The 12980-nt window shown below is 64.8% G+C and carries 16 protein-coding genes; 9 read left to right on the top strand and 7 right to left on the bottom strand.

What is annotated here, in order from left to right:
• Positions 1-57: 57 nt before the first annotated feature.
• Entirely contained in the window at positions 58-801 is a 744-nt protein-coding gene (locus RSO01_RS21355; protein WP_170303242.1) for a tetratricopeptide repeat protein, read from the bottom strand.
• A 153-nt stretch (positions 802-954) separates the two neighbouring features.
• On the opposite strand from RSO01_RS21355, the gene RSO01_RS21350 reads away from it, so the two are divergent.
• A complete protein-coding gene (locus RSO01_RS21350) occupies positions 955-1791 on the top strand; it encodes a universal stress protein (protein ID WP_147151477.1) in 837 nt (278 codons plus the stop codon).
• Positions 1792-1814: 23 nt separating this feature from the next.
• On the opposite strand, the gene RSO01_RS21345 is transcribed toward RSO01_RS21350, so the two are convergent.
• A complete protein-coding gene (locus RSO01_RS21345; protein ID WP_147151476.1) occupies positions 1815-2234 on the bottom strand; it encodes a CBS domain-containing protein in 420 nt (139 codons plus the stop codon).
• A 156-nt stretch (positions 2235-2390) separates the two neighbouring features.
• On the opposite strand from RSO01_RS21345, the gene RSO01_RS21340 reads away from it, so the two are divergent.
• A complete protein-coding gene (locus RSO01_RS21340; RefSeq protein ID WP_147151475.1) occupies positions 2391-2696 on the top strand; it encodes a c-type cytochrome in 306 nt (101 codons plus the stop codon).
• A gap of 166 nt (positions 2697-2862) precedes the next feature.
• Here the strand turns inward: RSO01_RS21340 and RSO01_RS21335 are convergent, their stop codons facing one another.
• A complete protein-coding gene (locus RSO01_RS21335; protein WP_147151474.1) occupies positions 2863-3393 on the bottom strand; it encodes a CYTH domain-containing protein in 531 nt (176 codons plus the stop codon).
• A gap of 288 nt (positions 3394-3681) precedes the next feature.
• Between RSO01_RS21335 and RSO01_RS21330 the strand changes: the two genes are divergently transcribed.
• Both RSO01_RS21330 and RSO01_RS21325 read left to right on the top strand, forming a co-directional pair.
• Positions 3682-4101: a CBS domain-containing protein gene (locus tag RSO01_RS21330; RefSeq protein WP_147151473.1), complete on the top strand. Its 420-nt coding sequence runs from the start codon at positions 3682-3684 to the stop codon at positions 4099-4101.
• Complete coding sequence (locus RSO01_RS21325; protein ID WP_147151472.1) at positions 4102-4386, top strand: universal stress protein; 285 nt, start codon at positions 4102-4104, stop codon at positions 4384-4386.
• 6 nt (positions 4387-4392) lie between these two features.
• Here the strand turns inward: RSO01_RS21325 and RSO01_RS21320 are convergent, their stop codons facing one another.
• Positions 4393-4989 (bottom strand): HdeD family acid-resistance protein, encoded by a 597-nt coding sequence (locus RSO01_RS21320; RefSeq protein ID WP_147151471.1) that lies wholly within the window; start codon positions 4987-4989, stop codon positions 4393-4395.
• Entirely contained in the window at positions 4986-5573 is a 588-nt protein-coding gene (locus RSO01_RS21315) for an MORN repeat-containing protein (RefSeq protein ID WP_170303241.1), read from the bottom strand. The genes RSO01_RS21320 and RSO01_RS21315 overlap by 4 nt, the downstream gene beginning before the upstream one ends.
• A gap of 121 nt (positions 5574-5694) precedes the next feature.
• On the opposite strand from RSO01_RS21315, the gene RSO01_RS21310 reads away from it, so the two are divergent.
• Positions 5695-7347, top strand: coding sequence for an MBL fold metallo-hydrolase RNA specificity domain-containing protein (locus tag RSO01_RS21310; RefSeq protein ID WP_147151469.1), 1653 nt, complete (start codon positions 5695-5697; stop codon positions 7345-7347).
• An 84-nt stretch (positions 7348-7431) separates the two neighbouring features.
• Positions 7432-8415: an ABC transporter ATP-binding protein gene (locus RSO01_RS21305; RefSeq protein WP_147151468.1), complete on the top strand. Its 984-nt coding sequence runs from the start codon at positions 7432-7434 to the stop codon at positions 8413-8415.
• An 88-nt stretch (positions 8416-8503) separates the two neighbouring features.
• On the opposite strand, the gene RSO01_RS21300 is transcribed toward RSO01_RS21305, so the two are convergent.
• A complete protein-coding gene (locus tag RSO01_RS21300) occupies positions 8504-8881 on the bottom strand; it encodes a hypothetical protein (protein ID WP_147151467.1) in 378 nt (125 codons plus the stop codon).
• Between the two features lie 45 nt (positions 8882-8926).
• A complete protein-coding gene (locus RSO01_RS21295) occupies positions 8927-9619 on the bottom strand; it encodes a CBS domain-containing protein (RefSeq protein WP_147151466.1) in 693 nt (230 codons plus the stop codon).
• A 169-nt stretch (positions 9620-9788) separates the two neighbouring features.
• Here RSO01_RS21295 and RSO01_RS21290 point away from each other — a divergent pair, with 169 nt between their 5' ends.
• The 3 genes from RSO01_RS21290 (at position 9789) to glk (ending at position 12973) form a co-directional block, all read left to right on the top strand.
• Positions 9789-10748, top strand: a complete 960-nt coding sequence (locus RSO01_RS21290) for a 1-phosphofructokinase family hexose kinase (protein WP_147151465.1) — start codon at positions 9789-9791, stop codon at positions 10746-10748.
• Positions 10749-10810: 62 nt separating this feature from the next.
• Entirely contained in the window at positions 10811-11884 is a 1074-nt protein-coding gene (locus RSO01_RS21285) for an NAD(P)-dependent alcohol dehydrogenase (RefSeq protein WP_147151464.1), read from the top strand.
• 132 nt (positions 11885-12016) lie between these two features.
• Positions 12017-12973: a glucokinase gene (gene glk, locus RSO01_RS21280; protein ID WP_147151463.1), complete on the top strand. Its 957-nt coding sequence runs from the start codon at positions 12017-12019 to the stop codon at positions 12971-12973.
• Positions 12974-12980 lie beyond the last annotated feature (7 nt).

The following is a 12980-nucleotide window of genomic DNA, read 5'->3' as shown; positions in this document are numbered from 1 at the left end:
AGGGCACGCTTCGTGCCAGCACTGCCGGCAATGTGCTGGCAGTGCCTGCGCCATCCGCTAGCGAAGGCTCTGTAACCGGATTCCGAGTTTGGCCATGTCTTCTGCAATGTCGGGCTTCAGTGCTTGCGATGCGACGATGTCGCCGTCACCACCCCGCAAATCGCCCTTCATGTACTTGGCGACGCCTCTGCCGAAGAGGGCATAGGCATCGTCGGGACTCTCTCGCAGCTTCGAATTGTAATCCGCAATTGCCGCCTCATAGCGCCGAAGCTTCAGGTAGATGAAGGCACGCGATCCGAGCGCGCCGGGATTCTTGGGTTTCAGGTGCAGCGCCTCGCTACAGTCGGTCAGCGCCTGCTCGAGCTGATCCAAGGCGCCCCTCGCGAAGCATCGGTTGCTGAAGGCCAATGGACTGGCCGGGTTGAGCCTTATTGCTTCGTCAAAATCCAGGATGGCGCGTTCATAGCGAGCAAGAGCGGTATACGTGGTGCCCCGACTATTGAAGGCATCCGCATCCAGAGGATTGATCGTCACTGCTTGATCGTAGTCCTCGAGCGCCCGGGCATATTCACCCTTGTCGTCATAGGCGTTACCTCGATTCTTGAAGGCGGTGGCGAGCTCTGCCCTGTCCGCCGCGCCTCGCGAGATGACCAAGGAACAGCTCGCAATCACTTGGTCCGGCAGGCTCTCCGTATAGCACCTCCTTAAGAGCTGGTCGTAATCCTGCGTGCGTGCCATCCCGGCAATTCCCGCCGACAGGGCGCTCACCAAGACAACCAGGCTCGCCGGCTTCAGAGGCATCTGCGCAACGTGTCGTATCGATCGTCGGCCGCAAATGATCTGGATCAAATAACCTCGGCCGTCCGATCGACTCGACGACCGCTTGACCTGCGTCAAGGCCGCCGGCGTCGCTTGCGCCATCCTGCGGCCCTTCTACGTCAACAGGAGGCGGCCATGGGGTACAAGACCATCTTGGTACATTGCGACGCCGATCCGAAGGTTGCGCACCGGCTTGCCATCGCGGTCGAACTGGCCAAGCGCAACGATGCCCGCCTCGTCGGCGTGCACATCCAGGAGCCATTCGAAGCGCCTCCCATGTTCGCCGGGTCCGCGGCGATGGGCACCTTGTTTTCTCTGTTCGAAGAGACGGCGAAGGCAAACCTGGCGGCGGCCAAAGCAGCGTTCACCAAGGCCGTGAAGGGTACCGACCTCTTGACGGAATGGCGGTCCGAAGACGGCTACATCGACGCACGCCTGCCCGTTCATGCGCGCTACGCCGACCTCATGGTGCTTGGGCAGCCCGATCCTGGCGCACCGTCTTTCGTGCCGCTCGATCTGCCTGAAACCATGGCCCTGTCGACCGGCCGGCCGATACTGGTGGTGCCGCATGTCGGCGCGCCGGCAGAGTGCGGCAAGACCGTCATGCTGTGTTGGAACGCAAGCCGCGAGAGCGCCCGCGCAGCCTCGGATGCGCTGCCGTTCTTGCAGGCTGCCTCCAAGGTCATCGTGCTCAGCGTGGATCCCCGCTCGTCCAATTATGGTCACGGCGCCGAGCCGGGCGCCGATGCCGCGGCATGGCTGGTACGGCATGGCGTCAAGGTGACGGTGCAGCGCGACGTGGCGTCCGACTCAGATGTCGGCAGCGTGATTCTGTCGCGCGCCGCCGACCACGAGGTCGACCTGGTGGTGATGGGCCTGTACGGCCATTCCAGGCTGCGCGAGCTGGTGCTGGGCGGTGCAAGCCGTACCCTGCTCGCCAACATGACGGTTCCTGTCCTCATGTCGCACTGATCCCTGGAAAGGCACCGGCCGTCTCAACGCAGGTGCTCCCAGAGATCACATTCCTCATCGTCGGGATCCAGCTCCAGCCCCCTGAAGTCGCCGCGGGAAACCAGGCCGACAATTCCGCCATTCTTGACCAGCGGCACGTGGCGAAAGCCGCCGTCCGCCATCATGCGCAAGGCGTCGACCGCGGTCTGGCCAGGCAACATCGTCTTCGGATCCGGCGTCATGACCTCGGCGAGGCGGGTGCTGTACGGGTCGCGTCGTTGCGCCAGGACCCGGCACACCGCGTCACGCCCGGTGAAGATTCCGACCAGTCGGCCGGTCTCTCCCGTCACCAGGACCGATCCCGCTTGACGAACACGCATCTGGTCGCAAGCATCGATCACGCTTGCCGCCGCGTCCATCGTGATCGGATGGTGGTGCAGGGTTACGACGGAGAATTTTCGCATCATCCCCTCCGCGCATCAGTCGACGTCGCGCATGCTGCGCGCTTCCTGCCGTCGCGGACTTGATCAGGATCAACGTCTGCACGGCAAGGACGGCCCAATCTTTCAGGCCGCCGTCTCGATGCGGCCAAGAGGAGCGTTCAACACCGGGAGTAGACCATGCTTCGCCGCCTTGCTTGCGCCATCGTGTTCATCCCGTCTTTCGCCGTCGCGCAGGATGCGCAGCAGGGGCGCGAGATCGCCCTGCGATGGTGTTCTTCCTGTCACGTGGTAGACCGAGCGGCGACCTCGGCGCCGGCAAACGGCCTGCCGACCTTTCCGGGCATTGCCGCCAAGCCTGGCTTGTCGGCGGATCAATTGCGGGCAGCGATGAACCCGCAGCACAGTCGCATGCCCGATCTTGCCCTCAGCAGGCGGCAGCAGGACGACCTCATCGCCTATATCTACAGCCTTCGCGCCAACTAGGCGGCGAGCCCCCAGTAGGGGGCAACTCGTGCCTCCTGCTGGGCCAGTTTGCGAGCTTTGCCGTCACGTGGACGTACCGCTCGGAGCCGGTCCGGCTCGACCGTACAGGCAGTGCTGACCGGCCCAGGCGGCCGCTCCCCTGTTCACGGCCTCGAACGACAGCGCGTCAGCGCCGGCCATGCCCCGGGTGGCCGTCGGCCATCGTGTCCACCGGCACAAGCGCCGACGAGGGCATAATGTTCAGCCGTTTGTCGACCATGTTGGTCTTCTTGTAGTCGGGATTGCCCGTGACTTCCCGACCGATCCACGGTGGAAGCGCAACGTCAGCCGTCTCGGAAGGAAGCTCGACTTCGGCGAGGACCACCCCTTTCAATATCCCCTTGTAGACGTCCACGTGCCACACATGCTGGCCATGAGGGACGACGTATCGGGTCTTGGCCAGCGCGGCGCGAAGGCAATGACGGGCGAGCAGCTCCTCGGCGTCGCTCAATGGTATTTCGTACTCGAACTCATGGTTCGCCAGCCTTTCCGTCTTGGCCTTCACGGTCAACGTCGCGCGCTGATCGCAGATCCTGACACGGACTTTGCGGCCGTCGGCAATTGCGATCAGCCCGTCCCTGATCTCCTGCTGGTGAGCACAGTGGGCCCTCCAGCTTTCATCCCGCACAAGGAATTTCCTCTCTATCTCGAGCGCCATGTCTCTCCCCATGAGTGCGTCGAGGCGGCGGCCAGTTTTGAGTCGATGTCGTTTCTGATTCCGGTTTCAAGTGCCCATCGTAAGCATGCCACGCTCGCGAAGGGAACACCGGCACGAAAGTTGCGCTTGAAATGGTCAAGCATCCCCTGCTTCGAGCGCCCGCGGACCGACGCGGAGCTCCATTTTCATGATTTTGTACCCGGCGCACGGCCGGTTCGTTGATGTCGATCAAACCCGCCGCGCTCGAGTACATGCATCATAGCCGCTTTGAAACTTGGCGAGGACATCATGCGAAAGCTTGCCGATGTCATCCTTGAACAACGCCCGCTCGTCATGGACGAGACGGCCAGCGTGATGGCGGCCTGTGAGCGGATGCGCGACTGCCAAGCCGGGTCCGTCCTGGTGATGGGCGACAACGGCAGCCTGATCGGCATTTTCACCGGGCGTGACGCGGTATGCCGGGTCTTGGCGCAAGGCCGTGATGCGACGGTGACGCGTCTCGCCGACGTCATGACGGCGAAACCGGCGACGATGTCGCCCGATCAGACGGCAATCGACGCCTTGCGCCTGATGTGGGACGGCGGTTTCCGCCATGTGCCACTGGTGAAGGATGGCAAGGTACTGGGCGTCGTCTCCCGCGGGGACTTCAAAGGCATCGAGTACACGCGTCACGAGGACGAGCGCGATCTTTGGGAGCACATGCGCTGACTGCTGCCTACGGAAGCCGCCTACAACAAGCGGTCCCACGATGAAGCTGCACGTATCGTCTCAGCGGCGAACGAAGTGGCGCAGGGGATCGGCGTGGCATACGCTACCGTCAAGCTCGAACACGAGCAGGTCCACCAGGCAATCATCGAAACCGCAAGCAAGCGAGGATGCGACCTCATCGCGATGGCCTCGCACGGACGGCGGGGCGTCGCAGCCCTTGTGCTCGGAAGCGTCACCACAAAGGTCCTGACGCACAGCGCGCTGCCCGTACTGGTCTACCGCTAACGCAAACTATCCGGCGCCGGCTCGGCGTGACCGGCCGAGCCAAAGCCTTATATACAGCAGCAGGCTCCCGAGTAGAGCCGCGAACCATCCGGTCAGCCACACCAACGCTGCCAGTTCCAAACGCGGCCAAAAGGCCAAAGCCAGACCGAACAGAACGATGCCGATACCGTCCAAAGCCAGGATCCAACCTCCCCGGACCGCCTTGCGCAGCTTCAGCGCGACCCACACGTACATCGCGCCGGTCAAGCAGGCCCAAGTGGAAACGATCGCAGCCAGATGTGCCGCAAGCTCCAGCGGTGCGATCAGCACGGCACCGGCGCATGCAATGCCGCCCATTCCAATCAATCCCAACCATGCTCGTGACCTTCCGGCCTTGAGTCTGATCGCGGCAGTCAGGGCAAGAACGCCATCGACGAAGGAATAGGCCGCCCACAGGATCGTTAGATCGATTATCGTGAGCTTTGGCCAGAAGAAGGCGAGGACCGCAAAGGCGATTGCCGCAATCCCTCGCAACAGCAGCAACAAGGAGTGATCGGCAGCCGCGTCGAGCAGCGCCGCCTCATCGACGCTGCCGCCATTGTTCAGTCCGGGCGGTGCGCTCATGGGGCACCGCAGGCACTTAGCGGAACGCCAATGGCAATGCGCTTGTCGCCATGAGTCAGGCAGCCACGCCGCCACGTCCCCTCGAACGACGCTCCAACGATGGTCACGACGCCCTGCCCGTCCGGCAGGTCGGCGACGTAGGCGCCCTGATAGCTCTGACCGGCCGGCCAGTCATAGCGGCCGAAACCCTCCCGCTTGCCACGCCGAAAGACGCCCTCGAAGCGATCGATGGGGCGACCGTGCTCGTACCACTCGACGGCGCCATGACCTTCCTTGCGGCCGGACAGGCAGCGGCCGGACCATGTCGCGGTATCCTCGGGGTCCGGACGCCAATGCCACATCCGGCATCCCGCCTGCGGATCGAGGTCCCAGCTACCGTCCTGGCATGGCGCGGTCCAGTTGATCTCCAACGAGTCCGGCTCCTGGACGCCGCACGACCCTGCGCGGATCTCGGCGGCGGCGAGGGCCAGCGGCGGGACCAGAACAAGGACGCTGCACGTCGTGGCCATGCGAACGAGCGCCCAAGCCCTCTTGCCGATGGCAATGCCGAAACCTTCACAAGATACAGCCATGATGATGTTCATTCCTCGTCCCGGCACCCAGGAAACCGCACACGGCCCGTCAATCGTATGAGCCAGATCAAACGCCCTCGCCGACGGTGCGCCGTATTGGTAACGGATGGACATATAAGACGGAGCAAGGCCGGTGAACGTCTCGCTGCACACCCACGGCGCCGCCGGCACAGTGACCGGCTCCTGCTATCGCCTGGTCACGCCAGGCGGCGATCTGCTGGTCGATTGCGGCATGTTCCAGGGGCCGAAGTCGCTGCGCGGCCTGAACTACCGTCAGCTTCCCTTCGAGGCCTCCACCATCGAGGCGGTGCTGCTGACCCACGCCCACATCGATCACACCGGCCTGTTCCCGAAGCTGGCGCTGGCAGGCTTCCACGGCAAGGCGTGGACGACGGACGCCACCCGCGATCTGCTGCATTGGCTCCTGCCCGATGCCGGAGCCATCCAGGAGGGCGACGTCGATCGGCTGAACCGGCGCAACAGTCGCCGGGGGGAGCCGCCCGTCGCCCCCGTCTACACCCGCAGCGATGCCGAGGCCTCTCTCTCGTTGCTCAGCGTGCAGCGTTACGATTCGTGGTTCGAACCGGTGAAGGGCGTTCGTACCCGCCTGCGCAACGCCGGCCACATCCTGGGCAGCGCCTTCATCGAAATGGAAGTCGACGCCAGGCCGCGTCCCCTGCGGTTCGTCTTTTCCGGAGACATCGGACCGCAGGAGAAAGCGCTCCAGCCCGATCCGTCGATGCCGGACCCCTGTGACATTCTCCTGCTGGAGTCGACCTACGGCAATCGCCTGCGGCAACGGCTGACCGAGGCCGATCGCCGGTCCCTGCTCGGACGCGAGCTGAGCGACGCGCTGAAGGCGGGCGGCAATGTCATCATTCCGGTGTTCGCCGTGGAGCGCACCCAGGAGATACTCGACGACATCGCCCGCCTCAAACGCGACGGCGAGATCGGGGCGGTCCAGGTCTTTCTGGATTCGCCGCTCGCCGGCCGGACGACCGAGGTGTTCCGCCGTCATCGCCGTGCCCTGGAGCGCGGGACGGACGGGACGGTCTTCACGGGCGGCGATTTCCGTCTGGTCGAGACGGTCGAACAAAGCAAGGCGATCGGCCGCATCCACGGCGGCGCCGTCATCCTGGCCGGCTCCGGCATGTGCGACGCCGGACGCGTGAAGCATCATCTCAAGGACCATCTATGGCGGCCGGATTCGACGGTGCTCTTCGTCGGATACCAGGCGCCCGGCACGCTGGGCGCTCTCGTTCGCGACGGCGCGCGGCGCGTGCGCATCCACGGCGAGGAAATCAACGTCAAGGCGCGGATTCGCGCCATAGACGCCTATTCCGGCCACGCCGACCGCGATGAGCTGGTCGAGTGGGCGCGCCCGCTCCTTCCCACGCTCGGCTCGGCGATGCTGGTGCATGGCGAGCCCGACGCCGTGCAAGGGCTTGCCGACAGTCTCTCGGCGGCAGGGCTGGACCATCCACGCATCGTTGCGCCGGAACTCGATCAAGCGTTCAGCATCGTCTTCCGCGACGGCCGGTGGCTGGCCCTCCCGTCGCGGGCTGCCGCCACCCCCCGCCTGGCTCCGGCGCAGGCAAGCGCAGCACGTGACTGGCACAACGACTATGCCGCGACGCTGCTCGATCTACGCAACGTGCTCCTGCAGGAGAGCGACGACCGCCAGCGCCAGCAATTGCTGAACGAAGTACGGCGACTGATCGGCTCTCATGGAGCCGGCGCCGGCAGCGGCTCGAAACCTGGAACAACGATGTCGGGCAGGGCGTAGGACCGGCTCAGTCAGCCCCGCCGCATCGCGAGCGGCTTGACCTGTGTCAAGGGCCGCCGGCGCCGGGGGAGCACTCTTCGCGTCATGCCCAGCATGTCCATGCCGCGAACCATATTGCGCTACGTGATCGCTTCGACAGGTGTCCACCAGGCAGGTTTGGCGGTCCTGTCGATCGCCGTCTTCAGTCTCAGCGCCGTTCCGCTGGAACTCCAGCGGCGGATCGTGAACGGCCTGACACATCAAGCCTCTTTCGAAGCGATTGCCTGGCTGGCGATCGTCTATGCCGGCGTCGCCCTGGCCGAACAGCTGCTCAAATTGTCGCTGAATGTCTATCGCGGCTGGGTGGCGGAGACGACCGTGCGACGCCTGCGTGAGCTGGTTTGTCCCGTGGCGTGGGGCGGGCACGAGGTTTCGCCCGAAGGCACGGGAGTCGAGATCGCAATGGTGCTGGAAGAAGCCGAACCGATCGGAGGATTCACCGGAATCAGTATTTCGGAACCGTTGTTGCAAGGGGGCATCCTGCTCAGCGTCGTCGGCTATATGCTGGCGCTCCAGCCCTGGCTTGCTGCCATTGGACTGGCGTTCTTTCTGCCTCAGACGATTTTCGTGCCTCTGCTCCAGAACGCCATCAACAATCGGGCCCGCGGCCGCATCCTGGTCAAGCGCGAGCTCAGCGGCGTCATTGCCGACCGTCCATTGGCGATGACGAGTGCTTCGTGGGTGCTGGACCAGGTCCGGCGGATCTTCACGCTGAACATGGGAATTTTCTGGCTGAAATACTCGATGAACCTCCTGATGAACCTGATGCACCACCTTTCGGTCGCGAGTGCGCTCTGCGTTGGTGGGTGGCTGGTCCTGGAGGGTCGCATCGAGGTCGGCACGGTCGTGGCTGTCGTCGCCGGCCTTGGCAAGCTCAACGATCCGTGGGGCGATCTGGTCAACTGGTGGCGCGAGTTTTCCGTGGTCGATGTGAAATACCGGCTGTTTGCCGACGCCGCCGAGTGGCTCACGGCGCTCTCCACCGCGAACACAGGCCATCAGGCCGGCCCGACGCTGGCCGTCAGCTGAGAAATGCCAGTGCCGGGCCGAGGAAAAGTTCGGCCATGCCCTGCTCGTCGAGGACTGGCAGCGTCGCCGCCGCGGCGACGTTCGGGCTTCAGGTGCGAATGACGGCCGGAGCCACGCGCACCACACGAAATGGCCGCGTCACGCCGTCATGCTCGGTCACGGAAACGTACTCGCCTTCGACGAAGTTGTGGCGATCGAAGCGAAAGATCGGCTCGTCATCGTCGTCACCGGGCGCATAGGAGAAGGCCCAGCTGCCATTGCGACGATGGATCAGCGTGCCGTGCTCGTCAGGCTCGTTGTTCCAGAAACGGCGCACGGTGCAGGCGCCCTTGGCCTGCGACCACGCTGATGGCTCGAGATGGCCTCCGGCGTCCAGCGGAGCCAGGAATTCGTAGCCGTGGGATGGGCTGCCTTGCGGGAAGTCCCGCGTGCGGGCGAGCTCGAGGCGAATGCGCTTCAATGACATGGATGCTCCTGATCGTCGTTATGACGCGGTTGGCTGGTCGAGCCGCTAGCTGGGAAGAGCTGCCTCAACCGGCAGCACGACAATGTTGTTCATCACCCGCTTCACACCGGGCACGTTCTCGACGGCAACCCTGACAGCGTCCCTCGCGGTCGGCGAAAAGGTCTGACCCCACAGATGGACCGCGCCATTCTCGACCACGACGTTGCTGACGTCGGAGGCCCAGGTATGCCTGTCCAGCTCTTCGTTCACGCGGTCCCGCAGATTGTCGTCTGACGCCACGGCTTCGACGGCGTGCGGTTCGCGGGCGAGAAGGCCCTGCAGCAGGTTGGCGCGACTGACGATGCCCACGACCTTGCCGTCGCGCACGATCGGCACGCGCTTGATCCCCTTGCTCTGCATCAGACCGGCGATCTCCTCGAGGTCCGTCTGCTCCGCCGCCGTGACGACATTGCGGGTCATGACGTCGGCCACGTGATGGGAATGCGATCGCAGGAAATCCCTCGCCAGGACCACTTCGGGCGCCAGCAGCCGCTGCAGCCAGGACTTCGCCGGCACGGTACCGGACTCGGGCCGGTTCATCAGGTCGGCCTCGCTGACGATGCCAATCATCTTGCCATCGGCATCGACGACCGGGGCGGCGCTGATCCGCGCACCCAGGAGAATATCTGCGGCTGCGTAGACCGTGGCGTCGGCGGGTATCGTCACGACCGGTCGCGTCATCACCTTCATGGCGTACATGGTCAGCTCCTGTTCGATTGAGCCGACCCTCCATCGCACGCCTCGACCCGATCGAACTTGTTCCAGATCAATCGCCGAGACGCTCTGCCGTTTGACTTGCCTCAAGGCACCGATGCCGCCGCGGCAGCCAGCATGAGCGCAGATGCCAACGGATCATGGAGAAGGTGCAATGCCTCCGCGGATCGTGACCTTGACGGTCAATCCAGCTGTCGATCTGGCAACAACGGCAAAATCCGTACGGCCCGGCCACAAGATCCGCACGTTCGACGAGCGTTACGATCCGGGTGGCGGCGGCATCAATGTGGCGCGCGTCATCTTCGAATTGGGCGGCCAAACGCTGGCCCTCTTTGCCTCCGGGGGCGTTACAGGGCGATTCGTGGAGGAAATGCTGACGGCGGCGAAAGTGCCGTGGCAAGCCATCCCGATACGCAATGCCTGCCGAATTAGCGTAACGGTGCACGACCAATCGAACGGCCAGGAGTACCGTTTCGTGCCCCGAGGCCCGCAACTCGCAGCGTCGGACTGCACGAACATTCTTGAAGCTCTCCGCCAGGTCGATGCAGACTGGGTCGTCGCGAGCGGAAGCCTGGCCCCGGGAGTGCCGGCCGACTTCTACAGCAAGGTTGCGAGCATCGTCGTCGGGCGCGGGGCGAAGTTTGCGCTCGATACATCCAGTGCGGCGCTGACCGCGTCGTTGGGGCGCGGCATCTCCCTACTGAAGCCCAGCCTTTCCGAATTCGAAGCGATCGTCGGTCAGGAAGTGCGTGACCTTCCCGGCCAGATGGCGCAAGCCAAGCGCCTGGTCCAATCCGGCGCCGCCGAGATGGTCTCTCTCACCCTGGGCGCCGGCGGCGCGATCGTGGCAACAGCAGATCAGGTCATCCATTCACCAGCCTTCGCCGTCTCGGAGAAAACCGGGGTTGGCGCCGGGGACAGTTTTCTTGCCGGCTTGGTGTTCGGCCTCTCGGAACGACGGCCGCTCGGCGACGCGCTGCGGCTGGCGCTCGCCTGCGGTGCCTCGGCCGTCCAGAACGCGGGGACAGCAGCCGTACGACGCGCTGCCGTCGATGCTCTCCTCGCAACCACCATAGGCCAAGAGGCTGGATCGGCGAGTTGTTCGGGTGTTTGAGCTAGGTCAATAACGGCTTCGCTGCACCTCTGTAGCCTCCGACTGCGCCCAGGAGGTCAGTGATGCCCAAGATGAAAGCGGCGATATTTGCGGAACCCGGCAGGATCGTCCTTGAATCCCGTCCGGTGCCGGATGTCGGCCCTCTCGACGCGCTGGTCCGCATCAGCACGACGACAATCTGCGGCACCGACGTCCATATCCAGCGCGGTGAGTACCCGGTGCAACGTGGCCTGATCGTCGGCCACGAGCCAGTCGGCATCATCGAGAAGCTTGGCTCCCAGGTCGCCGGGTACAAGGAAGGCCAGCGCGTCATCGCCGGCGCCATCACGCCGAGCGGCCACAGCTATGCCTGCCTGTGCGGGCAGCATTCGCAAGACGGCGGAACGGCGCGACACGGCTTCAAGCCGGCCGGTGGCTGGCGCTTCGGCAACACGATCGACGGATGCCAGGCGGAGTTCGTGCTGGTGCCCGACGCCATGGCCAATCTCGCCCCGGTGCCGTCCAACCTGACGGACGAACAGGTGCTGATGTGCCCCGATATCATGTCGACGGGCTTCGCCGGCGCAGAAAATGGCGGCGTGCGGATCGGCGACATCGTGGCGGTCTTCGCGCTCGGTCCGATCGGCCTTTGCGCCGCAATCGGCGCCCGGCTGATGGGCGCCACGACCGTCATCGGCGTCGACACCGTTCCGGAGCGCCTCGCCGTCGCGCGCCGGCTGGGCATCGACCACATCGTCGATTATCGCAAGATCGATCCCGTTGCCGCGATCCGGGAGTTCACCGGCGGACGCGGCGTCGACGTCGCCATCGAGGCCCTGGGCCAGCAGCAGACCTTCGAGAACGCGCTGCGCGCGCTGCGGCCCGGCGGGACCCTGTCCAGCCTCGGCGTGTATTCCGGCGACCTCCGTATCCCGCTCGATGCCTTCACCGCCGGACTGGGCGACAACAAGATCGTCACCTCCCTCTGCCCCGGCGGCAAGGAGCGCATGCGTCGCCTCATGGCGGTGGTCGCCGCCGGCCGTACCGATCTCGGCGCGTTGGTCACGCACCGCTTCAAGCTCGACCAGATCGAGGAGGCTTATGAACTCTTCGGTCATCAGCGCGACGGCGTCCTCAAGGTCGCGATCACGCCGTAGCATCACTGATTGGAGCGAAGCAATGATCAGCCCCCAATCTGCGACCGCGGGCAAGCGGATTCCCTTGCGCAAGGCTTTGCGCCCTGATCGGTATGCCGGCAGGATCGACGCGCCTGCGACGCAGGCCGCGCCATGAGCGGATGCCTTCTCGCAGATATCGGCGGCACGAAGGCCCGCTTCGCCGTGCTGCGCGATTCGCGACTGGGCGCCGTCGAGACGCTGGCTACGCGCGACTACGCGAATGCCATCGATGCCATCCGCGACTTTCTCGGCCGGCATTCTGAGCACGGTATCGACAGCGCCGTGATCGCGGGCGCAGGCCCGGTCCAGGACGGTCGCTGCGCCCTGACCAACGCCTCGTGGGTCCTCGACAGCGGGGAACTCGCGAAAGCACTGGGATTACGCACGGCCAAGGTCGTGAACGATCTCGTGGCGCTAGCCTGGGCCGCTCCCGAGTTCGTAGCATCGGATGTCATCACCATCGGACGCGGCCAGGCAGCCGCGTCGGAGCCGATCGTGTTGATCGCGCCCGGCACCGGGCTCGGGATGGCTTGCTTCGTTCCCGACGGCGCGCAGGCGATGGCCAGCGAAGGCGGACACGCCACGCTTGCCAGCACGACGGACGATGAAGCGGCGGCCGTCAAGTTCCTGCATCGTCGTTACGGCCATGTCTCCGCCGAGCGCGTGCTGTCGGGCGGCGGTCTGGTCAACCTGTATGACGCATTGGCCGACCATCAGGGAGCACAGCCACCCTCGTTGGCTCCGGAAGAGATCGTCCGAACCGCGATCGACGGCCAGTCCGAGAGGGCCCGCCGGGCGCTTGACATGTTCTGCGCCTTCCTTGGTTCGGTCGCCGGCAATGCAGCGTTGACCTTCGCGGCGCGCGGCGGCGTGCTGATCGCCGGCGGGATCGCCCCCCGGATCGTCGACTACTTGCGCAAGGCGGACTTCCGCGAGCGGTTCGAGAACAAGGGCCGGCTTCGGGACTATCTGGCTCGCATTCCGACGAGGATCGTGATTCGCCCGGACCCCGCCTTCTTGGGCTTGGCGGCCCTCGCCAACCGCGACCGCGCCGGAGCAAGGACTTGACTCCGAC

Source organism: Reyranella soli (assembly GCF_007992495.1).
Classification (GTDB): Bacteria; Pseudomonadota; Alphaproteobacteria; order Reyranellales; family Reyranellaceae; genus Reyranella; species Reyranella soli.
Note: the sequence above shows the minus strand (reverse complement) of the source record. Positions and strands in the feature narration are given on the sequence as shown.